This window comes from Ramlibacter tataouinensis (assembly GCF_001580455.1).
GTDB classification, from domain to species: Bacteria; Pseudomonadota; Gammaproteobacteria; order Burkholderiales; family Burkholderiaceae_C; genus Ramlibacter; species Ramlibacter tataouinensis_B.
In genome coordinates this window covers 740,871-764,878 of the sequence record NZ_CP010951.1, presented here as the reverse complement: position 1 = coordinate 764,878, position 24,008 = coordinate 740,871, and the positions used below count along the sequence as shown (strand labels likewise).

General features: G+C 68.0%; 24 protein-coding genes and 1 tRNA gene. 8 read left to right on the top strand and 17 right to left on the bottom strand.

Annotated elements, in window-relative coordinates; genetic code table 11:
• The 10 genes from coaE to UC35_RS03680 all read right to left on the bottom strand — a co-directional run bounded on the left by coaE (position 1) and on the right by UC35_RS03680 (position 11,094).
• Complete coding sequence (coaE, locus tag UC35_RS03725; RefSeq protein ID WP_061496310.1) at positions 1-606, bottom strand: dephospho-CoA kinase; 606 nt, start codon at positions 604-606, stop codon at positions 1-3.
• Positions 607-608: 2 nt separating this feature from the next.
• Positions 609-1,451, bottom strand: a complete 843-nt coding sequence (locus UC35_RS03720; RefSeq protein WP_061496308.1) for a prepilin peptidase — start codon at positions 1,449-1,451, stop codon at positions 609-611.
• Positions 1,451-2,668 carry a type II secretion system F family protein gene (locus UC35_RS03715; protein ID WP_061496306.1) on the bottom strand — a complete coding sequence of 406 codons (1,218 nt, stop codon included), beginning with the start codon at positions 2,666-2,668 and terminating at the stop codon, positions 1,451-1,453. Before UC35_RS03715 ends, UC35_RS03720 begins: the two co-directional genes overlap by 1 nt.
• Positions 2,669-2,702: 34 nt before the next feature.
• Positions 2,703-4,442 carry a type IV-A pilus assembly ATPase PilB gene (pilB, locus tag UC35_RS03710; RefSeq protein ID WP_061496304.1) on the bottom strand — a complete coding sequence of 580 codons (1,740 nt, stop codon included), beginning with the start codon at positions 4,440-4,442 and terminating at the stop codon, positions 2,703-2,705.
• Positions 4,443-4,586: 144 nt separating this feature from the next.
• Complete coding sequence (locus UC35_RS03705) at positions 4,587-5,987, bottom strand: glycosyltransferase (RefSeq protein ID WP_061496302.1); 1,401 nt, start codon at positions 5,985-5,987, stop codon at positions 4,587-4,589.
• Positions 5,984-7,594, bottom strand: a complete 1,611-nt coding sequence (locus tag UC35_RS03700; RefSeq protein WP_158513854.1) for an alkaline phosphatase family protein — start codon at positions 7,592-7,594, stop codon at positions 5,984-5,986. Before UC35_RS03700 ends, UC35_RS03705 begins: the two co-directional genes overlap by 4 nt.
• Positions 7,591-9,396 carry an acetate--CoA ligase family protein gene (locus UC35_RS03695; protein WP_061496298.1) on the bottom strand — a complete coding sequence of 602 codons (1,806 nt, stop codon included), beginning with the start codon at positions 9,394-9,396 and terminating at the stop codon, positions 7,591-7,593. The genes UC35_RS03700 and UC35_RS03695 overlap by 4 nt, the downstream gene beginning before the upstream one ends.
• Positions 9,393-10,016 carry an AAA family ATPase gene (locus tag UC35_RS03690; protein ID WP_082792609.1) on the bottom strand — a complete coding sequence of 208 codons (624 nt, stop codon included), beginning with the start codon at positions 10,014-10,016 and terminating at the stop codon, positions 9,393-9,395. The genes UC35_RS03695 and UC35_RS03690 overlap by 4 nt, the downstream gene beginning before the upstream one ends.
• 38 nt (positions 10,017-10,054) lie before the next feature.
• A tRNA-Pro gene (locus tag UC35_RS03685) sits at positions 10,055-10,131 on the bottom strand.
• Positions 10,132-10,164: 33 nt separating this feature from the next.
• Positions 10,165-11,094, bottom strand: coding sequence for a polyprenyl synthetase family protein (locus UC35_RS03680; protein ID WP_082793500.1), 930 nt, complete (start codon positions 11,092-11,094; stop codon positions 10,165-10,167).
• Between the two features lie 209 nt (positions 11,095-11,303).
• Between UC35_RS03680 and rplU the strand changes: the two genes are divergently transcribed.
• From rplU to proB, 4 genes are all read left to right on the top strand, one after another.
• Positions 11,304-11,615, top strand: a complete 312-nt coding sequence (rplU, locus tag UC35_RS03675) for a 50S ribosomal protein L21 (protein ID WP_061496293.1) — start codon at positions 11,304-11,306, stop codon at positions 11,613-11,615.
• A gap of 12 nt (positions 11,616-11,627) precedes the next feature.
• The gene (gene rpmA / locus UC35_RS03670) at positions 11,628-11,885 is read left to right on the top strand and encodes a 50S ribosomal protein L27 (protein WP_061496291.1); all 258 of its coding nucleotides are present in this window, start codon (positions 11,628-11,630) and stop codon (positions 11,883-11,885) included.
• A 69-nt stretch (positions 11,886-11,954) separates the two neighbouring features.
• The gene (gene cgtA, locus UC35_RS03665) at positions 11,955-13,016 is read left to right on the top strand and encodes an Obg family GTPase CgtA (RefSeq protein ID WP_061496289.1); all 1,062 of its coding nucleotides are present in this window, start codon (positions 11,955-11,957) and stop codon (positions 13,014-13,016) included.
• Positions 13,009-14,142 carry a glutamate 5-kinase gene (gene proB, locus UC35_RS03660; RefSeq protein WP_061496287.1) on the top strand — a complete coding sequence of 378 codons (1,134 nt, stop codon included), beginning with the start codon at positions 13,009-13,011 and terminating at the stop codon, positions 14,140-14,142. Before cgtA ends, proB begins: the two co-directional genes overlap by 8 nt.
• Positions 14,143-14,153: 11 nt before the next feature.
• On the opposite strand, the gene UC35_RS03655 is transcribed toward proB, so the two are convergent.
• On the bottom strand, positions 14,154-14,657 hold the full coding sequence (locus UC35_RS03655) for a CNP1-like family protein (protein WP_158513853.1): 504 nt from the start codon (positions 14,655-14,657) through the stop codon (positions 14,154-14,156).
• A complete protein-coding gene (locus UC35_RS03650) occupies positions 14,647-15,303 on the bottom strand; it encodes an RNA pyrophosphohydrolase (RefSeq protein ID WP_061496283.1) in 657 nt (218 codons plus the stop codon). Before UC35_RS03650 ends, UC35_RS03655 begins: the two co-directional genes overlap by 11 nt.
• 92 nt (positions 15,304-15,395) lie before the next feature.
• On the opposite strand from UC35_RS03650, the gene UC35_RS03645 reads away from it, so the two are divergent.
• Together UC35_RS03645 and UC35_RS03640 are read left to right on the top strand one after the other, a co-directional pair.
• The gene (locus UC35_RS03645; RefSeq protein WP_061496281.1) at positions 15,396-17,141 is read left to right on the top strand and encodes a proline--tRNA ligase; all 1,746 of its coding nucleotides are present in this window, start codon (positions 15,396-15,398) and stop codon (positions 17,139-17,141) included.
• A gap of 50 nt (positions 17,142-17,191) precedes the next feature.
• Positions 17,192-17,782, top strand: coding sequence for a lytic transglycosylase domain-containing protein (locus tag UC35_RS03640; RefSeq protein ID WP_082793498.1), 591 nt, complete (start codon positions 17,192-17,194; stop codon positions 17,780-17,782).
• Positions 17,783-17,793: 11 nt separating this feature from the next.
• Here the strand turns inward: UC35_RS03640 and UC35_RS03635 are convergent, their stop codons facing one another.
• From UC35_RS03635 to hemA, 5 genes are all read right to left on the bottom strand, one after another.
• Positions 17,794-18,792, bottom strand: coding sequence for an AAA family ATPase (locus tag UC35_RS03635; RefSeq protein WP_061496277.1), 999 nt, complete (start codon positions 18,790-18,792; stop codon positions 17,794-17,796).
• Positions 18,793-18,932: 140 nt separating this feature from the next.
• Positions 18,933-19,259: a Grx4 family monothiol glutaredoxin gene (gene grxD / locus UC35_RS03630; protein WP_061496276.1), complete on the bottom strand. Its 327-nt coding sequence runs from the start codon at positions 19,257-19,259 to the stop codon at positions 18,933-18,935.
• Positions 19,260-19,299: 40 nt separating this feature from the next.
• Entirely contained in the window at positions 19,300-20,127 is an 828-nt protein-coding gene (gene prmC, locus UC35_RS03625; RefSeq protein ID WP_061496274.1) for a peptide chain release factor N(5)-glutamine methyltransferase, read from the bottom strand.
• Between the two features lie 120 nt (positions 20,128-20,247).
• Complete coding sequence (gene prfA / locus UC35_RS03620; RefSeq protein ID WP_061496272.1) at positions 20,248-21,327, bottom strand: peptide chain release factor 1; 1,080 nt, start codon at positions 21,325-21,327, stop codon at positions 20,248-20,250.
• 87 nt (positions 21,328-21,414) lie between these two features.
• Positions 21,415-22,674, bottom strand: a complete 1,260-nt coding sequence (hemA, locus tag UC35_RS03615; RefSeq protein WP_061503662.1) for a glutamyl-tRNA reductase — start codon at positions 22,672-22,674, stop codon at positions 21,415-21,417.
• Positions 22,675-22,812: 138 nt separating this feature from the next.
• Here hemA and UC35_RS03610 point away from each other — a divergent pair, with 138 nt between their 5' ends.
• Both UC35_RS03610 and UC35_RS03605 read left to right on the top strand, forming a co-directional pair.
• Positions 22,813-23,079 carry a hypothetical protein gene (locus tag UC35_RS03610; RefSeq protein WP_061496270.1) on the top strand — a complete coding sequence of 89 codons (267 nt, stop codon included), beginning with the start codon at positions 22,813-22,815 and terminating at the stop codon, positions 23,077-23,079.
• Between the two features lie 64 nt (positions 23,080-23,143).
• The gene (locus tag UC35_RS03605) at positions 23,144-23,998 is read left to right on the top strand and encodes a 2OG-Fe(II) oxygenase (RefSeq protein ID WP_061496267.1); all 855 of its coding nucleotides are present in this window, start codon (positions 23,144-23,146) and stop codon (positions 23,996-23,998) included.
• Positions 23,999-24,008: the final 10 nt, after the last annotated feature.

The window sequence follows — 24,008 nt, the reverse complement described above, 5'->3', positions numbered from 1 at the left end:
TCATAGCCCCAAGCTGCGCGCAACCTCCTTCACTTTTGCGGCCAGTTCGTCCAGTGACAACCCCTCGTTGGAAATCACGATGTCGGCGGCCGCCAGCCGTTGCTCGCGCGAAGCCTGGGCGGCCATGATGCCCCGCACCGCTTCGGGGGCCAGGCCGCTGCGCTGGACCACGCGCGCCACCTGGGTCTCGGGCAGGCAGTCGACCACGAGCACCCGGTCCAGCTGGCGGCGCCAGCGGCCCGACTCCACCAGCAGCGGGATGTCGAAGACGATGCAGCGCGCCCCGGCCGCCAGCGCGGCATCGACCTGACGGGCGCTCTCCTGGCCGACCAGCGGATGGACGATGTCTTCCAGGGCCTTTCGCGCCCCCGCATCCGCGTACACATGGGACCGCATGCGCTCGCGATCGAGCGCGCCGTCGGGAGTGATGAAGTCCGCGCCGAAGCGCTGCGCGATGGCGGGAATGGCCGCGCCGCCGGACGCGGTCGTGGCGCGCGAGATGGCGTCGGCGTCGATGACCGCTGCGCCCAGGCCGGCCAGCATCGCCAGCACCGTGCTCTTGCCGCTGCCGATGCCGCCGGTGAGTCCGACACGCAGGGCGGTCATGGTCAGAGTCCTACGGCCTGCAGGATGGCGGCCGGGCCGAACACCATGGCGGTCAGGCCGGCGGCCGCGAGAAAGGGCCCGAAGGGCACATAGCCGCCCTCGCGCAGGCGGCTGAAGATCTTCATCAGGATGCCGATGATCGCGCCGATCACGGACGCCATCAGGATGATGGGAACCAGCGCCTGCCAGCCGAACCATGCGCCAAGCGCGGCGAACAGCTTGAAGTCGCCGTAGCCCATGCCCTCCTTGCCGGTCGCCAGCTTGAAGGCGTGGTAGACCAGCCAGAGCGAGAGGTAGCCGCCGACCGCGCCCCAGACCGCATGCGACAGGGGCAGCGGCGTCCAGCGCAGGGCGGCGAACACGAGGCCCGCCCACAAGAGGGGCAGGGTGATGTCGTCCGGCAGGAGGGTGGTGTCCCAATCGATCAGCGCCAGTGCGACGATGGCAGCCGAGAACAGGCACCAGGCCGCGCCTTCGGTCGTGGGCCCCCAGTGGCGGACGCAGAAGTAGAACAGCGCGCCGGTCGCGAGTTCGACCAGGGGATAGCGCAGGCCGATCGGGGTGCCGCAGCTGGCGCACTTGCCGCGCAGCGCCAAGTAGCTGGCCACGGGGATGTTTTCCCACCAGCGAATCTGGTGGCCGCATTGGCGGCAGCGCGAGCGCGGCCGCATCAGGTTGAATTCCTCGGCTGCCGGCGGGGCGTGGCCCGCCAGTTCGGCGCACTCGGCCGCCCACTGCCGCTCCATCATCTTCGGCAAGCGGTAGATGACGACGTTCAGGAAGCTTCCGACGAGCAGGCCGAACACGCCGGCCAGGCCGGCGTGCAGCAGGGAGGGGTCGAGCATCAGACGACGGAGCCGAGCTTGAAGATGGGCAGGTACATGGATACCACGATACCGCCGATCAGGCCACCGAGGAACACGATGATGATCGGCTCCATCAGGCTCGACAGGCCCTCGACCATGTCGTCGACTTCCGCTTCGTAAAAGTCGGCGGCCTTGCTCAGCATGTGGTCGAGCGCGCCGGATTCCTCGCCGATGGCGCACATCTGCAGCACCATGGTGGGGAACACGTTGGCGTTGGTCATGGCCGCCGTCAGGCTGGTGCCGGTGGAGACTTCCGTCTGGATTTTTTGCGTGGCGCCGACGTAGACCGAGTTACCCGACGCGCCGCCGACCGAGTCGAGCGCTTCCACCAGCGGCACGCCGGCGGCGAACATGGTGGCCAGCGTGCGGGTCCAGCGCGCGATCACCGACTTGTACACCAGGTCGCCGAACACCGGCAGCTTGAGCATGAGGCGGTCCATGAACACCTGGACCTTCTCGCTTCGCTTCCAGGCCTGGAAGAAGAAGTACACCCCCCCGCCCACGCTGCCGAAGATCAGCCACCAAAACTTGACGAAGAACTCGCTCAGGGCGATCACGAACAGGGTGGGCGCGGGCAGGTCCGCACCGAACGAGGTGAACACCTCTTTGAAGGCGGGAATCACGAAGATCATGATCACCGACACCACCACGAAGGCAACCACCAGCACCGAGATGGGGTACATCAGGGCCGACTTGATCTTGCTCTTGATCGCCTCGGTCTTTTCCATGTAGACCGCGAGCCGGTCCAGAAGGGTTTCCAGAATACCGGCCGCTTCGCCGGCCTCGACCAGGTTGCAGTACAGGTTGTCGAAGTACAGCGGGTACTTGCGGAACGCCGAAGACAGGGAGGTGCCGGTCTCGACGTCCGTGCGGATGTCGTTGAGCAGCTTCATCACGCTGGCGTTGGAGTTGCCCCGGCCCACGATGTCAAAGGCTTGAAGCAGCGGCACGCCGGCCTTCATCATGGTGGCCAGCTGGCGGGTGAAGATCGCGATGTCCTTCGGCTTGATCTTCTGGCCGGAGCGCATGCGGCGCTTCTTGATCTTGGTCGGCGTGACGCCCTGGCGCCGCAGGGCGGCCTGCACCTGGTTCTCGCCCGCGGCGCGGGTCTCGCCACGGACCTGCTTGCCGTTGCGGTCGCGGCCTTCCCACTCGAAGACGAATTCCGTCACTTTGGTTGCAGCTGCGGTAGCCATAGGCAAACTCCTCCTGTCCTTCTTGATTTATCCGTCAGAGGTTGGTGCAGCCCAAGACCTCTTCCAGCGAGGTGACTCCGAGCTTGACCTTGTTCAAGCCGGATTGCCGCAGGCTCTTGACGCCTTCGGACTCCGACTGCTTGGCAATGTCCATGGCGCTGCCGTCGGCCAGGATGATGCGCTGCATGTCCTCGCTGATCGGCATGACCTGGTAGATGCCGACCCGGCCCTTGTAGCCGTTGTTGCACATGGAGCAGCCCACCGGCTTGTAGGGGGTCCAGGTGCCGTCCACGTCTTCGTCCTTGAAGCCGGCTTCCAGCAGCGTCTCGTGGGGGATGTCGGCCGGCGCCTTGCAGTGGGGGCACAGCCGCCGCGCCAGTCGCTGCGCGGTGATCAGGATCACGCTGGAGGCGATGTTGAACGGCGCGATGCCCATGTTGCGCATCCGCGTGAGCGTGGTCGGCGCGTCGTTGGTGTGCAGGGTCGACAGCACCAGGTGGCCGGTCTGCGCCGCCTTGATGGCGATGTCGGCGGTTTCCAGGTCGCGGATTTCGCCGACCATGATCACGTCCGGGTCCTGGCGCAGGAAGGACTTCAGCGCGGCGGCGAAGGTCAGGCCGGCCTTGTCGTTCATGTTCACCTGGTTGACGCCGGGCAGGTTGATTTCCGACGGGTCTTCCGCCGTCGAGATGTTGATGCCCGGCTTGTTCAGCAGGTTCAGGCAGGTGTAGAGCGACACGGTCTTGCCCGAGCCGGTCGGGCCGGTGACCAGGATCATCCCGTAGGGCCGGTTGATGGCCTCGAGCAGGCGAGTCTTCTCCTCGACCTCGTAGCCGAGCGCGTCGATCCCCAGCTTGGCGCTGCTCGGGTCCAGGATACGGATCACGATCTTCTCGCCGAACAGCGTGGGCAGCGTGCTCACGCGGAAGTCGATCACCCGCTCCGGCCCGATCTTGAGCTTCATCCGGCCGTCCTGCGGCACGCGCTTCTCGGAGATGTCCATCTTGGAGATCACCTTGATGCGCGAAGCGAGCTTTTCCTTGATGGCGGTCGGCGGCGAGGCGATCTCGCGCAGCTCGCCGTCGATCCGGAAGCGAACCCGGTAGGTGTGCTCGTAGGGCTCGAAGTGCAGGTCGGATGCGCGCATGGTGAACGCGTCCACCAGCATCTTGTGCAGGAACTTGACGACCGGCGCGTCCTCGACCTCGGAAGGGGTCTGGTCGCCCTCGTCGGCGCTCTCGGAGTCCATCGTCGACTCGTCGAACTCGAAGTCGTCGCCGATGATGCTGTCCATGACCTCGCTCGCCGAAGTGGCGCTGGCCTCGATCATCTTGGTGAGCTTGTCGTACTCCGTGATGATCCAGTCCACGCCCATCTGCGTGGAGAACTTGATCTTCTCTGCCGCCTGCTGGTCGCTGGGATCGGCCGTGGCCACGATCAGGCGGTTGTTGCGCTTGGCCAGCACCAGCACGCGCAGCGCCTGGCACATCTTGGAGTCCAGCAGGTTCTTGGGCAGACGCTGCGGGTCGACGGCTTCCAGGTCCAGCAGGGGCGCGCCGAACGCGCCGGACATGGTGTGCGCCAGGTCGGTGGCCGACACCGCGCCGGAGCCGACGAGCTCGGCAATGAAACTGGTTCGGTTGCCCTGGGCCTTGCGCGAGACGTCCTCGGCCGTTTTTTGTTCCAGCTTGCCGGCTGAAATGAGCGCCCGGGCCAGGCCCGGCAGCGCGACGGAAGGCGAATCAGCGGCTAGGACGGAATCGGCGGCGGCCATGCGGAGTCAGTGTTTCTTTACCCGCTGGCTCAAGCTCAGCAAGGCCTTGCGATCATCGCTGATCAGTCAAGCTGTGTAAATCTCCCTCACAAGGGCAGTTGGCCGGATGAGACGAGAAGGCCGCCTGTTGCCAACAGTTGCAATTCAGGCCCGCGCCAGCTCGAAGCAGGGGTGGTAGCCAGCCACATTGCACAGCTCGATATCGATGCCGCCCAGGTTGGTGAAGTCGCAGCGGGTCCGTCGCGCGGAAGCCAGGAAGCGCTGCGTCCGCTCGGGAAAGCGGGAGATGCGCTCGAGCTCGTGCAGGCGGCTGTCGAAGTCCGGGCCGGCCTTGGCATTGAGCGAGTTGAACCATTGCTGCAGCTCGGCAATCACGGGCGTGGCCTGCGCCGGCGTGGCGTAGCGCGGCAGGCCTTCCCAGCGCAGGCGCTCGATGAACGCGGCCGGCGCGCTGTCCAGCGTCCGCCGCGGCAGCACGGGGGGCTCGCCGGCGATGGCGGCGAAGAGCGAGGCGCGGCGGTTGATCGCGGGCGCCGGGAGCGCCAGCGGACGGCGGCCCTCGCGGATGACCGCCGCCGCCGCTTCGATGTCGACCTCGCCCAGGGGCCGGTCGAAATGCGAATAGAAGGGCTCCCCGGCCCGGTAGCGCACCTCCAGCAGCGCCGCCTCCGGCAGCAATTCGGGCGCCGCGGCATGGCGGGACGCCAGCACGGCCGTGCCGGCGTGGCCGGCTTCGACCAGCACCCGGCCGAGCACTTCCAGGTTGGAGGTTGAAAAGAACAGGAAGTAGTCCAGCTGCCGCATCAGGGCAAATACCCGGTCGTGCTCGACAGGGGGCTGGTAGCTGAAGAGATCGTCGCGCCCGGTTTGCGCCTGCACTTGGCGGGCCACCGCCGCCGGGTCGCAGCTGGGCGAGTGCACCGCGCCGACGGCCAGCAGCCGGTAGCGGCCGGGCTCGGTCCGGTTCAGTTCGAGCAGCAGATCGACCTTCTGCGGGAAATTCTTGTCCTCCGACAGCCGCCCCAGATGGCCGAGCGTGACCACGCCCTCCGGGCGGCGCTGGCCCGCGGCCAGCGCGGGGGCGTCGGCCGCCAGCACGGGTTCGAAGAGGTGGATGAACTCCGCGCGCAGGTGCGGGAACAGCTGCAGGCTGAGCGCGCGCGAATACTCGGAGGTCGCGAGCAGGGCGTCGCCGGGACGCAGGAAAGGCTCGCACAGGCTTTCCTGCAGCAGGTAGCCGCTCCACAGGGCGGTCTTGATGTCGCGGACGATGCGAAAGCCCAGGCCCAGGCGGTCCCGCAGCGCGTGGTAGTAGTGGGCGTGCGGGCCCACGTTGCAGACGACGCAGTCCACCGGCGCCAGCGTTCGCGCCGCATAGTCCTCGTCGCGCAGCAGGCGCGGGAAGTCGTGGAAGCCCACGTCCAGCCCGGGGTGCGGCTGCTGCGATCCCAGCAGGCGGTTGATTTCCGCGTGCGCGAGGTTCACGCCATCGCGCTGCGGCAGCGCCGGGTCGCTGTCGAAACAATGCAGGCTGACGCGGATCATTGCAGCCGGTCGATCCCGTCGAAGTCTGCGGGCAGCGGTTCGCCCAGCAGGCCGAGGAGGATGGCGCCCACGTCCTCCAGCGCGCCGCGGCCGGCGACGGGCCCCGGCCCGACTCGCGGCCCGCTCACATACATCGTGCTGGTCAGCGCGACATCATGCGCATTGTGGCTGCCGGTGCGGAAGTACGGCACCGGCCCGATGCGGCCGAAGCGCGGCGACTGCGCGGCGTCGACCGGCACCTCGTCCTGGAACACCACGATGAGGTCGGCGGGCGTCTTGCGCGGATCGGCGTCGAAGGGGTCGTCCCGCACGCGGATCACGCGCTGCACCAGCGGCCGGCCGGAGCGCGGGTCCACCAGGCCGGCGAGCTCGCGGGTGATCTCCTCGCAGGTCGGGATGAACGCGTCGGCCGCCACCAGTCCTTGCGCCTCCCGCCCCGTGACGTTGAGCCGGATGTAGCCGTCCGCCACCGAGGGCATCGCGAACGCCCGCATGCGTGGCCACGCCGGCAAGTACCAGTTGGCCGGGCACCAGTTCATCGGGTCGCCGCGCGCTTCCTGCGCCGCCGGCGACTCCAGTTCGGCTTCGCCCTCGGGCGTTCGCAGGTCCCACACCTCATGCTTCCAGTGGCGGCGGAAGTGCAGGCGCGGCGGCGGCACGCCGGCCGACGCGTCGCCGGCGGCGAGCGCGGCCCGGCCGCCGAAGTTCCAGCGGTACATGAACTCCGGCAGCAGCAGGACACGTGCGCTCTCGAGGCAATCGGCGACGATCTGGTCCAGCGTCAGCACGGCCAGGTGGACGTCCGGGCCGCACGCGGCCGCGAGTTCGCCGATGGAGGCGTCCACCGCGCGGTAGACCTCGAGCATCGGATCGGCGCCGTCGCGGCGCAGGACGTTCAGGGGGTGCGGCTGGCTCAGGTGCCACAGCAGGTGTCCCGCGGTGTGGATTTCCGAGTACTGGGCCAGAAACAGGTCCCAGGGCTGCTCGCGCAGCAGATCGAGGCAGGCGCGGGTGCGCCGCTCCACCGACTGCACCTGCCCCTGCGCGTAGTCCAGCAGGGCCCGGGTGTCGTACATGCTCGGCACGACGTACGACAGGCCCTCTTCGCCCGACAGCGCATTGGTGATTGACGCCGCGCGGGTCATCTTGGGATCGGGCCCGTGGCGCGCGATCAGCTCGGAAATCAGTCCCGCGGGCCGAGAAGCCGGGTAAGCCTCGTTCAATTCGGTGGCCCAGCCGACCACCTGCGCGCCCTGCACGCCGTCCATCAAGGGCGCGGTCAGGTCGAAGGTGACGACCTCGCGGCGGTCACCGAGCGCGTAGAAGGCGGGCGCCTGCAGCCAGTGGTAGATGGACGCCTCGGTGTAGCGGTAGTGGCGCGGATCCCAGTGGTCCAGCCAATGGTCCCAGCGCTCGCGCTTGCGACCGGTGAGCATCGGAATCCAGCAGTGCTCGTTGCTGAACCGTTTGGTCGAATGCAGCTCGACCACCGCCGAGCGCTCGCGCAGCGCCGCGAGCTTGGGCAGGTGGCCGGCGGCCATCCAGTCGCGCAGCAGCGCCTCGTTGGGTGCGTCGAGCACGATCACAAGGACGCGGGGTCGGGTCATCGCGCGCCCGCTTGCCTGCAAAGGGGACCGGCCATGGCGAGCGCCTGCGCCAGCAGGGCGCGTTGGCGCGCATCGGCGGGCTCGCCCAGGCGGTGAATGGCATCGACCCGGTCCACGGGCAGGCCGTTCGCAATGATTTCGGCCGCATCCAGGGCGCACAGCAGCCCGGTCAATTCCCTGTCGACGAGCAGGCGCCCAGCCGCCTCGAAACCGTCGCGCACGGGCTGCCCGCGCATGCGCCCGTCGATCCATGCGCCTTGCGCGCTGGCCACGCCGTTGCAGCCGAGCGAGCGCGCCATCGCCAGCAGCTGCTCCGGCGGCGCGGCGCCGCCGCTGCTCACGAGCGCGAGGTGCACGGGCACGCGGCCGTCGCCTTCGACCAGTCGCCTGACGATGAGCTCATACACCTCGGGGGCGGTGCTGTAGCCGATCTGCGGCTTGGCGTTGACTTCGATCACCACGCCACCCGTTTCGCGCCAGGACTGGCGGATGTCGGGCAACAGCATGTCGACCCCGCACAGGTCCAGCCCCACGGCGCGGGTGGCGTCGATGGCAAGGGCGAGGTTGTCGGGATGGGCGTCCTCGGGCTGCACCAGCGTCTGGATGCCGCCGGCGGAGATATTGCACTTGCGGCGCAGCAGCACGCGCCGTCCCGCTTCGGGAACCTGATCGCGGCGCAGGCCCTGTTCCGCCAGCAGGGACAAGGCCTCGTCGTCGATGTCCAGCACCCGGCGGCCGGTTTGGCGCACCGCCCTGCGAAGGCGCGGTCCGGCCAGGTCGATCTCCACCAGTTGATCGACTGTGTGGATGCCGTCGCCGTCCACGGCGCCGGGGCGGCGGTGCAGGATCTTGATGACCTTGCCGTCGAGCACGTTGATGCGGTAGTCGGCGCCGGAATGGTGCTTTTCCACCAGCACGACGGCGCTGAGCGCTCTCGCCTCGGCAAAGGCCTGGCGCACCGCGGCTTCGTCCTCGAGCCCCGCGGCAACGCCCCGGCCCTGCTCCTGGTCGTCCGGCTTGATCACCACCGGAAAGCCGATGCGCCGCGCGGCCTGCACTGCCGCTTCCGCGTCGGCCGCCACTTCATGCCTGGGCACCGGCAGGCCGTGCATGCGCAGCACCTGCGCCGACGTCCGCTTGCTGTGGGCGATCTGCACCGCGAGTCCTGAGGTGCGATCGGTCATGGTGCTGTGCAGCCAGCGCAAGCGCGCGCCCTGGCCGAAGCGGAACATGCCGGGCAGCATGGGGGAGGTGGGGATGCCGAGCGCATGGCCGGCCTGTACCAGGTAGAAGTTGTTGGTGCCCTCCAGGGCTTGCTTGCGCAGGTCCAGCAGCAGTTGCGAGAAGCCGTGCTGCAAACCCGCGGCATCCCCGCTGGCCTCGCCCTCGCCCTCGGTTGCGGCCATCGCATGGGCGAGCCAAGCGAGGGTGCGGCTCGCCGCGGCCGGGGTGTGAAAGGGCAGGGCGACGTGGAAGCACAAGCCCCCGTCGACCGCGGTCGACGCGAACACGCGTCCGTCGCCGAATACCGGCACCCGCTGGCTGCGCTGCACGAGTCCGTACCACTGCAGCAGCCGCTGGACCGCGGCCTGCGGCGGGGGCAGCGCGGCGTCGAGGACGGGCGCCGGCTCGTCGAGCAGCTGCGCCATGACGGCATCGAAACGGTCCTGCCGGCCGGGGTCGGCCGCGACGAGCAGCTGTCCGGTCATCGTGGACTGCCCGATGCCGTGCGCGGCGCCGCGCAGGCCCGTCCACTGCTTGCTCAGGACGATGCCTCGGACGGGTACGGGCGGGGAGCTCATGGACGCTGCGCCTCGCGCAACAGGTGCTCGACCTGCTGCACGCGCTCCTGCACGGACGCGGCCTCGTTGGTGACGAAGAGCACCGGCACCTTGGTGAACTGCCGCGCCAGGGCGGAGGTGACCAGCCAGTTCAGCAGCGTGCCGCTGAACTTGAGGTTGCGGCGCATCTCCATCTCGTTCCTGTCTTCCGCCACGCCGGGCCGGCGCAGGGGCAGGATCACGATTGCTGAAAGCTGCTCCGACTTGCGTTGCACCTCGTAGAGGAATTCGCCCGTGACCCGGTCATCGGCGTGCGGCGCCATGGTCACCAGCCAGAAATCCATCAGGTCGGCCTCCCAGCGGTCGGCGACGAACCCGCCGGGCCGGCGGTACGCCTGCTCGCGCGCGGCGACGCATTGGCGGTAGGCCTTCACGCACGACTGGACCGCGGGCTTGAGTTCTTCCTGCGTCACCGCGGTTTTCTGCCGCAAGCGGCGAAACCGGGTTTCGGCATTGACCAGTGGCGCCATGCCCTCGGCCAGCGCGGGCACGCCCCAGTGGGCCGCGAGCGCGCTCACGAGCGTGGTCTTGCCAGAGCCCACGGGCCCGCAGACGGCGACTCTCTGTTGAGTTGGGTCCATTTCCGCGATGGTATCGACAGCGCCGATGGCGGATGGACTGGTCGGGGTGAGAGGATTCGAACCTCCGGCCTCTACGTCCCGAACGTAGCGCTCTACCAGGCTAAGCTACACCCCGATTTGCTCCACACAACCGGCTCTGATTTTGATCTCAGGCGCGGCGCTGAAGCAGTTGAGCCGCCAATTGTAGCAAACCCTCGCTGCATTCGTTGCGCGGCAGTTGGCGCGCCGCTTCAATTGCCCGATTTGCTTCGGCGGCCGCGGCCTCGCGGGTGACGTCGAGCGCGCCGGTTTCGCGCACGATGGCCACGATTTTCCCGAGCTCGCCCGAGCCGCCCGTCTGGATCGCATGCTCGATCAGCGCGCGTTGGTCGGGCGTGCCGCGCCGCATGGCGGCAATCAGGGGCAGCGTCGCCTTGCCTTCGCGCAGGTCGTCGCCGAGGTTCTTGCCCATCTCGCCGGCGTCGCCGTCGTAATCGAGCACGTCGTCGATCACCTGGAAGGCGGTGCCCAGGGCCTGGCCGTAGTTCGCGCAGGCTTCCTCGATCTGCGCGTCGGCGCCGGCGAGCACCGCGCCCAGGCGGGCGCTGGCCTCGAACAGCTTGGCCGTCTTGGAGCGGATCACGCGCAGGTAGCCCGCTTCGTCGAGGGAGGCGTCGTGCATGTTCATCAGCTGCAGCACTTCACCCTCGGCGATGACGTTGGTGGCGTCGGCCAGGATCTCCATCACCCGCATCTGTCCCGCATCCAGCATCATCTGGAAGGCGCGCGAGTACAGGAAGTCGCCCACCAGCACGCTCGCGGGGTTGCCGAAGCTCTCGTTGGCCGTGGCGCGGCCCCGCCGCAGGGTGGATTCATCGACCACGTCGTCGTGGAGCAGGGTGGCCGTATGGATGAATTCGACGACCGCCGCCAGGTTGAAGCGCTGCGCGCCGGTGTAGCCCAGTGCCCCGCACACCAGCAGCAGCAGGGCCGGGCGCAGGCGCTTGCCGCCGGCCGAGATGATGTAGCGTGATACTTCGCCCACCAGGGGCGCGCCGGAGTCGAGGCGGCGCGCGATGACAGCGTCCACCTCGGCCATGTCGCTGGCGATCAGGGATAGCACGGAGGCGGTACTGGCGGAGGAATCGGTCAAGGCGGCGAACTGCTGAAAGTTCGCCCGATTATAGGAACGAGGTACTTGCCCCAGGATGGCCGGGCAGGGTGGCTTCGTGAGTAAACACAAACTATGCTATACTCGCTGGCTTCGCGGAAATCCGTCTGCGAATCTCCCCATTTCACGAGGTCAACATGTACGCGGTCATAAAAACCGGTGGCAAGCAATATCGCGTTGCTTCCGGCGAAAAGATCAAAGTAGAACAGATTGCTGCGGACGTAGGCCAGGAAATCGTGATCGACCAAGTTCTCGCCGTCGGCAACGGCAGCGAGCTGAAGGTCGGCACTCCCCTGGTGTCCGGTGCCACTGTCAAAGCCACGGTCGTGGCGCACGGCTTGCACGACAAGGTCCGCATCTTCAAGATGCGCCGTCGCAAGCACTACCAGAAGCGCCAAGGGCATCGCCAGCAGTTCACCGAGCTGCAAATCGGCGCCATTGCCGCCTAAGGAGCAGGAACCATGGCACAGAAAAAAGGCGGCGGCTCTACGCGAAACGGGCGGGACTCCCAGCCCAAGATGCTCGGCGTGAAGGCATTCGGCGGTGAACTGATCAGCGCCGGTTCCATCATCGTGCGCCAGCGCGGCACCAAGTTCCACCCCGGCACCAACGTCGGCGTGGGCAAGGACCACACCCTGTTCGCCCTGGTGGACGGCCACGTGCAGTTCCAGACCAAGGGCGCGCTCAACAAGCACACGGTAAACGTGGTCCCGGCCTGATCGATCACTTCGATTGGCCAGATCGAAGCCCCGATTCGTCGGGGCTTTGTTTTTTATACTGGGTCGCCCATGAAGTTCGTTGACGAAGCCTACATCGACATCGCCGCCGGCGACGGGGGCAACGGCTGCGTGTCGTTCCGTCACGAGAAGTACAAGGAGTTCGGCGGCCCCAATGGCGGCGATGGCGGCCGCGGCGGCCATGTCTGGGCGCTGGCCGACCCCAACCTCAATACGCTGGTCGATTTCCGTTTCTCGCGCCGCCACGAAGCCAAGCGCGGCGAACACGGCATGGGCTCCGACATGTTCGGCGCGGCGGGTGACGACATCCTGCTGAAGATGCCGGTGGGCACCATCATCAGCGATGCCGAAACGGGCGAAGTGCTGTACGAGCTGCTCACGCCGGGCGAGCAGATCATGATCGCCAAGGGCGGCGACGGCGGCTTCGGCAACATGCGCTTCAAGAGCGCGATCAACCGCGCGCCGCGCCAGAAGACGCCTGGCTGGCCCGGCGAAAAGAAGAACCTGAAGCTGGAGCTGAAGGTGCTGGCCGATGTCGGCCTGCTGGGCATGCCCAACGCGGGCAAGTCGACCCTGATCGCGGCCGTCTCGAATGCGCGGCCGAAGATTGCCGATTACCCCTTCACCACGCTGCACCCGAACCTGGGCGTGGTGCGCGTCGGTCCGGAGCAGAGTTTCGTGGTGGCCGACGTGCCCGGCCTGATCGAGGGTGCCGCCGAGGGCGCGGGCCTGGGGCATCAGTTCCTGCGCCACCTGCAGCGCACGCGCGTTCTGTTGCATCTGGTGGACCTGGCGCCCTTCGACGACAGCGTCGATCCGGTCGCGCAGGCCAAGGCCATCGTCGCCGAGCTGAAGAAGTACGACCACGCGCTTTACGAGAAGCCGCGCTGGCTGGTCTTGAACAAGGTCGACATGATCGACGCGGCCGAGCGCGAGGCCCGCGTCAAGGATTTCGTCAAACGTTTCAAGTACAAGGGCCCGGTGTTCCAGATCTCGGCGCTCACGCACGAGGGCTGCGACCAGCTGGTCAAGGCCGTGTACCAGCACGTCCATTCGCTGCAGGTGGCCGAGCAGCCCGCGGCGGAAATCGATCCCCGCTTCCAGGATGTCTGACAAATCCTCCTCCGTGCTGCACGATGCCCGTCGCATCGTGGTCAAGGTCGGCTCCAGCCTGGTGACTAATGAAGGCCGCGGCCTGGACGAACAGGCCATCGGCGAATGGAGCCGCCAGCTCGCGGCGCTGGCGCGTGACGGCCGGGAAGTGATCATGGTGTCCAGCGGCGCGATCGCCGAGGGCATGAAGCGTCTGGGCTGGACCACGCGTCCGCACGAGATCCACGAGCTGCAGGCCGCCGCTGCGGTCGGGCAGATGGGCCTCGCCCAGATGTACGAGACCAAGCTGCGCGAACACGGCATGGGCTCGGCGCAGGTGCTGCTCACGCATGCAGATCTCGCCGACCGCGAGCGTTACCTGAACGCCCGCTCGACCCTGCTGGCGCTGCTGCGGCTGAACGTCGTGCCCGTGATCAACGAGAACGACACGGTTGTCAACGATGAGATCAAGTTCGGTGACAACGACACGCTGGGCGCGCTGGTGGCCAACCTGGTCGAAGCCGATGCGCTGGTCATCCTGACCGACCAGAAGGGCCTGTACAGCGCGGACCCGCGCAAGGACCCGGGCGCAACCTTCATCCATGAAGCGCGCGCCGGCGACCCGGCACTTGAGGCCATGGCCGGCGGCGTCGGCTCCAGCCTGGGCCGCGGCGGCATGATCACCAAGATCCTGGCTGCCAAGCGCGCGGCCGGCTCCGGCGCATCCACCGTGATCGCCTGGGGCCGCGAAACCGACTGCCTGTTGCGCTTGGCGCGCGGCGAGGCCATCGGCACCCTTCTGGTGGCGCCCACGCAGAAAAGCCAGGCGCGCAAGCGCTGGATGGCCGATCACCTGCAATTGCGTGGGTCCGTCACCGTGGACGAAGGCGCGGCCGCGAAGGTGCGTGCCGAAGGCAAGAGCCTGCTGCCGATCGGCATGACGGCGGTGGAGGGCGAGTTCTCGCGCGGGGACGTGATCGCGGTGCGCGACCCATCAGGCGGCGAGATCGCGCGCGGCCTGGCCAACTATGCGAGCGCCGAGGCGCGCCTGCTCTGCCGCAGGCCCTCGGCCGAGATCGAGCGGCTGCTCGGTTACGTCGCCGAACCCGAGATGATCCACCGGACCAACCTGGTGGTCACGCGCTAAGCGGATCGCCGCTAGCGCGCCTCCGTCCGGAAGCGCATTTCCGGCGAGGCCTTCAGGTCGCGCAGCACCTGCGCCGCCGACATGTTGGAGGCATTGCCGACGCAGGCGCCGTTGCGCGCGATCGCCAGCGTGTGGCGGGCCGCCGCCACTTCGTGGATCGGACGCCAGTCGTCCTGCGCCGGCGTCCATCCCGCCCCGGGGGTGTGACGCGCATACACCCGGTACAGCGCCCTGTCGCAGCGGATGCCTTCGTACATCGCGTTGACCGCGCCCGAGGTGCTGGTGGCCACCACCACGTACCTCACGACACGGTCGCTGCCGACGGTCACCGAATCGGGATCGACGCCGAAGCGCAGGGCAGAACCGGACAGGTCCACGCCGACCAGCTTGTCCGTGCGCAGCGCCGGCGGCGGCGGCGGCGCGGCTTCCCGCCAGTCGGGGTCGGAAGGGTTCAGCTGGGCAGAGGCTGCGAATGCGGCGCAGGCGGCCGCCAATCCCGCCAGTTCACGGCGCATGCTTGTCCTTGGCCTGTTGGCGCGCCACCGCTGCCTGCGGGTCGGGCTCGAAGGTGGCGCCGGGCGGCAACTCGAAGGCCGGTCCGTGCGCGACGTCATGGTGATGCGCGTGATCGGCGCTGTCGTGATCGCGCGCGCGCATGCCGCTGCGCAAGTAGCGGTTGCGGTGGTCGTGGCGAGGAAGGAAGCGCGCCAGTTCGGTCAGCGCCATCTCGTAGACGCCACGCTTGAATTCCACCACGACGTCCAGCGGCACCCAATAGTCGTTCCAGCGCCAGGCGTCGAACTCCGGGTGATTGGTCGCACGCAGGTTCAGGTTCCAGTCCTGCCCCATGAGTTGCAGCAGGTACCAGATCTGCTTCTGGCCCTTGTAGTGGCCGCGCGCGTCGCGGCGGATGTAGCGATCGGGTACCTCGTAGCGCAGCCAGTCGCGGGTGCGGGCAACGATCCGCACATGCTCAGGCATGAGGCCTACTTCCTCGTGCAGTTCGCGAAACATCGCCTGCTCAGGGGTCTCTCCGCGATCGATGCCCCCCTGCGGGAATTGCCAGCTGTGGGTGCGAATCCGCTTGCCCCAGAACACCTGGTTCTTCTGGTTGAGCAGGATGATGCCGACGTTGGGCCGAAAGCCGTCCCGGTCAAGCATAATCAACCCCAATTCTTAAACTGAGTTCATTATGCACGGCGCTAGGCGCGTCTGCCATAGGCTCAGCAGCAAGTGCCCACCCCCCGGACTCGATGAAAGCCTCCCAGTTCCTCATTTCCACCCAGAAGGAAGCCCCCGCAGACGCCGAAGTTGCCAGCCACAAGCTGATGATGCGCGCCGGCATGATCAAGAAGCTCGGCGCGGGCATCTATACCTATATGCCGATGGGCCTGCGGGTCATCCGCAAGGTCGAGGCCATCGTGCGCGAGGAAATGGACCGGGCCGGCGCCGTCGAGCTGACCATGCCGGTGGTCCAGCCGGCTGAACTGTGGCAGGAGAGCGGCCGGTTCCAGGCCTACGGGCCGGAATTGCTGCGTATCAAGGACCGCCACGAGCGCGATTTCATCGTGCAGCCGACCAGCGAGGAGTGCATCACCGACATCGGCCGGCAGGAACTGCGCAGCTACAAGCAGCTGCCGCGCAACCTCTACCAGATCCAGACCAAGTTCCGCGATGAGCGCCGGCCGCGCTTCGGCTTGATGCGCGGGCGCGAGTTCACCATGAAGGACGCGTACAGCTTCGACCGCGACCTCGATGGCGCCAAGCGCAGCTACCAGCAGATGGCCAAGGCCTACCGCGCCATCTTCGACCGCTTCGGCCTGCGCTACCGGGCGGTGGCCGCCGACAGCGGCGCCATCGGCGGCGACGTGAGCCAGGAGTTCCAGGTGATCGCTGCGACCGGCGAAGACGCTATCGTCTACTCCCAGGGCAGCGAGTACGCAGCCAACATGGAGAAGGCCGAGGCGCTGGCCCCTGCCGCTCCGCGCCCGGGGCCCGCGCGTGCCATGGAAAAGACGCCGACGCCGGGCAAGAGCACCTGCGAGGATGTGGCACAACTGCTGTCCGTGCCGCTGCAGACCACCGTCAAGTCGCTGGTGCTGGCCACGGAACGCCTGAACGAGCAGGGCGAGATCGTTGAAACCCTGGTCTGGCTGCTGCTGATTCGCGGCGACCACGACATGAACGAAGTGAAGGTCAGCAAGGTTGCGGGCCTGAACAAGGGCTTCCGCTTCGCCACTGCCGCGGAAATCGTTGACCACTTCGGCGCCGAGCCCGGCTACCTGGGGCCGATCGGCACCCACAAGCCGGTCAAGGTGGTGGTGGACCGCGAGGTCGCCGTCATGGCCGACTGGATCTGCGGCGCCAACGAGGAGGACTTCCACCTCACCGGCGTCAACTGGGGCCGCGATCTGCCCGAACCTGACCTGGTCGCCGACATCCGCAACGTGGTGGAAGGCGACCTGTCGCCGGACGGCCAGGGGCGGCTGTCGATCGAGCGCGGCATCGAGATCGGCCACATCTTCGTCCTCGGCACCAAGTACAGCGAGGCGATGGACGCCACCTTCCTCGACGAGGACGGCAAGCCCAAGCTGTTCCAGATGGGGTGCTACGGCATCGGCATCACCCGCCTGCCGGCGGCGGCGATCGAGCAGAACCATGACGAGCGGGGCATCATCTGGCCGGACGCGCTGGCGCCGTTCACGGTGGTGGTGTGCCCGATCGGCATGGACCGCAGCGCCGAAGTCAAGGCGGCGGCGGAAAAGCTCTACGGCGAACTGGCCGCGGCGGGCGTCGACGTGATCCTCGACGACCGCGGCGAGCGCCCGGGCGCCATGTTCGCCGACTGGGAACTGATCGGCGTGCCCCACCGCGTGGTGATTTCCGAGCGCGGCCTGAAGGAAGGCCAGTTCGAATACCAGCACCGCCGCGACGCTGCGGCCACCAAGGTCGCGGCGAGCGAAGCCCTGGGCTTCGTCAAGGGCCGCCTCAAGGCGTGATCGCGCGGCGCGCGTGCCTGCGCGTGGCGCCCCTCGCGCTGGGGCTGTCCATGCTGCCCCCGCTCGCGAGGGCGGGCGCCCAGATCGAGGAGCCGCTGGCCGACTCGATCCGCACCGCGCTCAGTTCGGCGATCGCCAATGCCGCTCCACCGAAGCCCGAGTTCGAGAGCACCGAGGCGCGCCTGGCCCACTTGCGATGGCTGGGCGAGATGAGCCGGCGCCTGCAACGACGCAAGCCCGAATGGCAGGAACGCAGGGAATTCCTGGAAACGGTCTGGTACGAGAGCCGGCGAGCGGCTCTGGATCCCAGCCTGGTGCTGGGCCTGATCCAGGTCGAAAGCGCTTTCCGCAAGTTTGCCGTGAGCCGCGTGGGCGCGCGCGGCTACATGCAGGTGATGCCCTTCTGGTCGCGCCTGATCGGCGATGGCGATGCCGGCAAGCTGTTTCACATGCAGACCAACCTGCGCTTCGGCTGCGTGATCCTGCGCCACTACCTGGTGGACCGTGAGCGGGGTGACCTGTTCATGGCCCTGGGGCGCTACAACGGCAGCCGGGGACGCCCGGAGTACCCGAACGCCGTGCTCGCCGCGAAGAAGCAGTGGGAGTGGAAGGACTCGCCGGACAAGCTCGCCGGCAACTAGCGCCCTGGCGCCTACTGCAGGAAGCCCAGCTTGCCCTTGGCGGCGGGCTTGGGCAGGTCTTCCACCCAGATCTCGTCGCGGCCTTCCAGCCGCGCATTGCCGAAGCCGGTCATCAGCGCACGCCGCATGTCACGCGGCGCCAGCAGCGCGAGCTGGTCCAGCACCTCGGCGCGCGGCTTCGGTTCGAAACGCCCGCCCCAGCCGTGTTCGGCTCGGATGCTGACGTACAGGCTGCAGGCGATCGCGCGCGCGGCGTCGGCCGAGGGCGGCTCGATCTCGAACACGTTCATGCGGTTGAGGATCGGCTCCGGGATGCAGCGCTCGTCGTTGGCGGTCATGATCCAGATCACCTGGCTGGCGTCGATCGCGACCTCGGCGAATTCGTCGATGAAGTCCGCGGCGGTATCGTGCTCCAACAGGCTGTACATGGCGCCCAGCGGGTCGTACTGCGCATCGGCGTTGGCCTTGTCGATCTCGTCGACCACGATCACCGGATTGGCGTACTGGCCTTCGACCAGGGCCTCGAACACCTTGCCGGGCTTGGCCCCCTTCCACTGCGAGGACGCGCCGGACAGCAGCCAGCCGGCCGTGACGGAGCACATGGGCACCAGGTTCATGCCGGTCCCTAGCAGTTCCGCCAGCTTGCGGGCGAAATGGGTCTTGCCGATGCCGGGCGGCCCGAGCAGCAGCATGGGCGTGACTTCGAGCCCGTCGCGCGAATCCTGCGCGAGCGCCACATGGCGCTTCACGTCATCCAGCGCTTCGGTGAAATTCGGCAACTGCTCGTAGAGCGCTGCCATGTCTGGCAGCCCGCTTGGCTTGACCTGGAAGCGCTCCGGGCCGCGCTCCAGCATGCGCTCATAGGTGGTGCGCAGGCTTTCGTGGTCGCGGCCGGGGAGCTTGGCCAGCTTGCGCTCCACATCGTGGGGCCTGAAGACATTGCGCAAGCTGGCGATCGGCAGCTTGAACGACGAGGACTGATGAGGAACGAGACTGCGCGCACTTTCCATCGGGTACTCCTAGAGTCTTCCCGTTCATTCCAGCATAAGCCATGCCAGAACTCAATGGAGTGGGCCGCGGGTAGGACAATCGCGCAACAGCCCTTCGCGATCCGCGCGTGACGGTGACGGCGCTTGCTGCGCGAGGGCGTTTACTGCGCCGTGGTTCCGAGCACCTGCTGCAGTTCGCCGCTCTGGTACATCTCCATCATGATGTCGGAGCCGCCGATGAATTCACCCTTGACGTAAAGCTGCGGGATGGTCGGCCAGTTGCTGTATTCCTTGATGCCCTGGCGGATCTCGTCGTCCTCGAGCACGTTCACCGTGGTGACCGACTTCGGGTCGACGCCGCAGGCCTTGAGGATCTGGATGGCACGGCCCGAGAAGCCACACATCGGGAAGCTGGCGCTGCCCTTCATGAACAGCAGGATGTCGTTGTTCTTGACGAGGTCGGCGATGCGGTGCTGGGTGTCACTCATGAAATTCTCCGGGGGCGCGCGTTCACTTGGATAAGCTCGATTATCCCGATTCGGGCCACGTTCCGCCGCTGCAGCGCTCAATGCCCGCCAGGTCGCGGCGGCTGGCCACCTGGCCGAAGCCGGCCGCCTGCAGCAGCGCGCGCACGTCGGCCGCCTGGTCATGGCCGTGTTCCAGCAGCAGCCAGCCGCCGGCATTCAGGCGGGCGGGGGCCTGGGCCACGATGGTGCGGATGTCGCGCAGGCCGTCGGGTCCCGCCGCCAGCGCATCCAGGGGCTCGTGCCTGAGCGCCGGCAGGTGCGGATCGGCTTCGGCCACGTAGGGCGGGTTGGAGACGACCAGGTCGAAGCGCCCGTCCACGCCCTCCAGCCACGACCCCTGCCGCAGCCCGACTTCCAGGCCGAGCTCGCGCACATTGGCGGCCGCCACTTCCAGCGCGCCTGCGCTGGCGTCCACCGCGCTCACCGCGGCGTCGGCGCGGTGCTGCTTGATCGCCAGGGCGATGGCCCCGCTGCCGGTGCCCAGGTCGACCACGCGCGGCGCTGCGCGCGAGCGGATGGTCTCGAGCGCCCATTCCACCAGCGTTTCGGTGTCCGGCCGCGGGACCAGCACGCGCGGGTCGACCTGCAGCGACAGTCCGAAGAATTCCTTGTGCCCGGCGATGTAAGCGAGCGGCTCTCCTGCGGCGCGGCGCTCGCATAGCGACCGGAAGCGCTGTGCGGCGGCCGGTTCGATCTCATCGGTGTCGTGCGCCAGCAGCCAGCCCCGGTCCGACCCCGGACGGCCGAGCGCCTCCAGCAGCAGGAGCTGGGCATCCAGCCGCGCCAGCCCGAGCGCGGCGGCCGAGGCCAGGGCATGGACAAGCGTCATTGGACAACCTCCGCCCTACGGGCTGCGGTGCCATGAGCCTTCGAAGCGGCTGTGCGGCTCATTGGATAACCTCCGCCCTACGGGCTGCGGTGCAATGAGCCTTCGGAGCGGCCGTGCGGCTCATGCCAGGCCGAGTTCTTCGAGTTGCTCGGCCTTGCGCGCCAGCAGCAGCGCCTCGATCACCTCGTCGAGCTCGCCTTCCATGATGAAGGTCAGCTTGTACAGCGTGAGGTTGATGCGGTGGTCGGTCAGCCGCCCCTGCGGGAAGTTGTAGGTGCGGATGCGGTCGCTGCGGTCGCCGCTGCCGATCAGGCCCTTGCGCGTGGCGGCCTCCTTGGCCGCGCGCTCGGCGCGTTCCTGCTCGCGGATGCGCGCCGCCAGCACCTGCAGAGCCTTGGCCTTGTTGCGGTGCTGGGAACGGTCGTCCTGGCACTCGGCCACGATGCCGGTCGGGAGGTGGGTGATGCGCACCGCCGAGTCGGTCTTGTTGATGTGCTGGCCGCCGGCGCCGGAGGCGCGGAAGGTGTCGATGCGCAGGTCCGCCGGGTTGATCTGCACGGCCTGCGCTTCGTCCGGCTCGGGCAAGGCGGCCACGGTACAGGCGCTGGTGTGGATGCGCCCCTGCGTTTCGGTGGCGGGCACGCGCTGCACGCGGTGGCCGCCCGATTCGAACTTGAGCTTGCCGTAGACGCCGTCGCCGACCACGCGGATCACCACTTCCTTGAAGCCGCCGACCTCGCCGGCGCTCTCGCTGACCACCTCGCAGCGCCAGCCCTGGCGTTCCGCATAGCGCGTGTACATGCGCAGCAGGTCGCCCGCGAACAGCGCCGACTCGTCCCCGCCGGTGCCGGCGCGGATTTCGAGGAAGGTGTTGCGCACGTCATCCGGGTCCTTGGGCAGCAGCAGCCGCTGCAGCTGATCCTCCAGCTGCGGCAGTTCGGTTTCCAGCGTGGCGGCTTCCTCGCGCGCCATGTCGCCCATTTCGGGGTCGCCCGCCATCTCCCGCGCCTGCTCGAGCTCGCTTTCCCGCTGCAGGTAGAGGCGGTACTGGCCGGCCACTTCGGAAACCTCGGCGTGCTCGCGCGTGAGCGCCCGATAGCGCTCCATGTCCTGCACGACCTCGGGCTGCTGCAGGAAGAAGTCGAGCTCCTGCAGGCGGACCGGGTAGCGTTCGAGTTGCTGGCGAAGGAAGGATTTCACGTTGGATCAGGGAATGTCTCGCTGCGCTTCGAAGGGGCGCGGCGCGCTGGGCAGCGTGGCCGCGCGCCGGTTTGCGCGGCGCCGGCGCTAACGCTCTTTGCGCAGGAAAAAGTGCTGGATCGCGCTCGTGGCGCGGTCGCGGGAGGCAGCGTCGCCGCTGCGCAGTTCGGCCATCGCGCCGTGCAGCATCTTCTGTGTGAGCCCGCGCGACAGCGCCTCGAGCACGGCCTCGACATCCTCGCCCTTGGCCAGCTGCTTGCGGGCGCGCGCCAGCTCCAGGGCCCGCCATTCGTCGGCCTGGGCATTGAGCTGCAGGATCAGGGGCACGTGGTGACGCTGGTCCATCCAGTGCAGGAAGCTCTGGACCCCGGCATCGATGATGGCTTCGGCCTGCTCGACCGCGGCCTGGCGGCTTTCCTGGCCGGTCTGCACGACGCTGGCCAGGTCGTCGACGGTGTAGAGGTACACGTCTTCCAGCGCCTTCACTTCGGGCTCGATGTCGCGCGGGACCGCCAGATCGACCATGAACATCGGCCGGTGGCGGCGCGCTTTGAGCGCGCGCTCGACCGCGCCCAGGCCGATGATCGGCAGCGTGCTGGCCGTGCAGCTGATGACGGCGTCGAACTCGTGCAGGCGCGACGGCAGGTCCGCCAGGCGCATGGTCTCGCCGCCGAAACGGGTGGCGAGCCGCTCGCCGCGTTCCAGCGTCCGGTTGGCCACCGCGATCGCCTTGGGGTTGCGGGCGGCGAAATGCGTGGCCGCCAGCTCGATCATCTCGCCCGCGCCCACGAACAGCACGCGGATCTGCCCCAGGTCCTCGAACAGCTGTCCCGCCAGCCGCACCGCGGCCGCCGCCATGCTGATCGAGTGGGCACCGATCTCGGTGGAGGTGCGCACCTCCTTGGCCACCGCGAACGAGCGCTGGAACAGCTGGTTGAGGGTGGTGCCCAGCGCGCCCGCCCGGTCGGCGGCGCGCACCGCGTCCTTCATTTGCCCGAGGATCTGCGCCTCGCCCAGCACCATCGAGTCCAGGCCGCTGGCGACGCGGAAGGCGTGCCGCGCCGCGTTGCCGTCCTGCAGCAGGTAGGCATGCGAGCGCAACACGCCGGGCTGCACGCCACCGGAATGCGCGAGCCAGTCGAGCGTGCGGTCGATGTCGCTGTGCTCGCCGGCGCAATAGATCTCGGTGCGGTTGCAGGTGGAAAGGATGGCGGCTTCGTGCCGGCGTGCAAGCGACTCGCGGAAGGCCCGCAAGGTCGGTTCGAGCTGGTCGACGGCGTAGGCGAACCGTCCGCGCAGGTCCAGCGGCGCGGTGGTGTGATTAATTCCCAGTGCCCAGACAGCCATCAGCGGCGTCCCCGGCGTCCGCAGGCCGCCATCCACCTCTGGTTGAGGCGGGAATCCGGGCGAGCTGGGCGGAGCGGCATCGGGGGATTATAAAATTTGCTGAGTTATCAAGTACTTGCGCCACCGCAATTCCCCCGAATGAGTCCGCTCGCGCTGTTCTGGCATCTGCTGAGCTTCATCGCCCCCGCCCTGGTGCTGGCGCTGCTGGTGGCCGGCGCCGGCCGCCTGCTGTTCCCCGGACGCGGGCGCTGGTGGGTGCATGTCGCCTGCCACACCGCCGCCGGCGGCGTGGTGCTGGCCCTGGGCCTGTGGCATTTCGGGGTGGACGGCAAGATGGCAAGCTACGCAGCCCTGGTGGTGGCCGTGGCGACCAGCCAGTGGCTTTGCAGCAGGGCCTGGCGCTGACCGGGCGGCGGCCGCGCCGAAGACGCGCTGAAGCGGTACGCTGGCGCAAAATGATCGGGTAAGCATGGGACAGACACAGCAAATCACGCCGCAGCTGCGGCAATGGATCGTCGACCAGGCCCAGGCGGGCAACAGCGCCGAATCGGTGCTCCAGGCCATGCTGGCTTCCGGCTGGCAGGAAGACGTGGCCATCGAGGCCATGGAGACGACGCTGCGGGGGCATCTCGAGCAACGAGCGGCCGAGCAGGGACTGCCGCCCGCCGTGCCGGTGCCGGAGCCCCATCTCGACGACGCGCCGCTGTACGTCGATGCGGGCGATCGCAAGGTCTGCGTGCTGCAGTCGATGTACAACCCGCGCGTGGTGGTCTTCGGCGACCTGCTGTCCGACCAGGAGTGCGAGCAGCTGATCGAGTTCGCGCGGCCGCGGATGGCGCGCTCGCTCACCGTGCAGACCAAGACCGGCGGCGAGGAGGTGAACCAGGACCGCACCAGCCAGGGCATGTTCTTTGCGCGGGGCGAGAACGAGCTGATTGCACGCATCGAGGCCCGCATCGCCCGTCTGGTGAACTGGCCAGTGGAAAACGGCGAGGGCGTGCAGGTGCTGCGCTACGTGCCCGGCGCCGAATACAAGCCCCACTACGACTATTTCGATCCCAACGAGCCGGGCACGCCGACCATCCTGCGGCGCGGCGGCCAGCGCGTGGGCACGCTGATCATGTACCTGGCCGAGCCGGAAAAGGGCGGTGGCACGAGCTTCCCCGACGTCCACCTGGAAGTCGCGCCCAAGCGGGGCAACGGGGTGTTCTTCAGCTACGACCGCGCGCATCCCTCGACCAAGAGCCTGCATGGCGGCGCGCCGGTGCTGTCCGGCGAGAAATGGATCGCCACCAAGTGGCTGCGCGAGCGGCGCTTCGAATGACCGGGCGGCG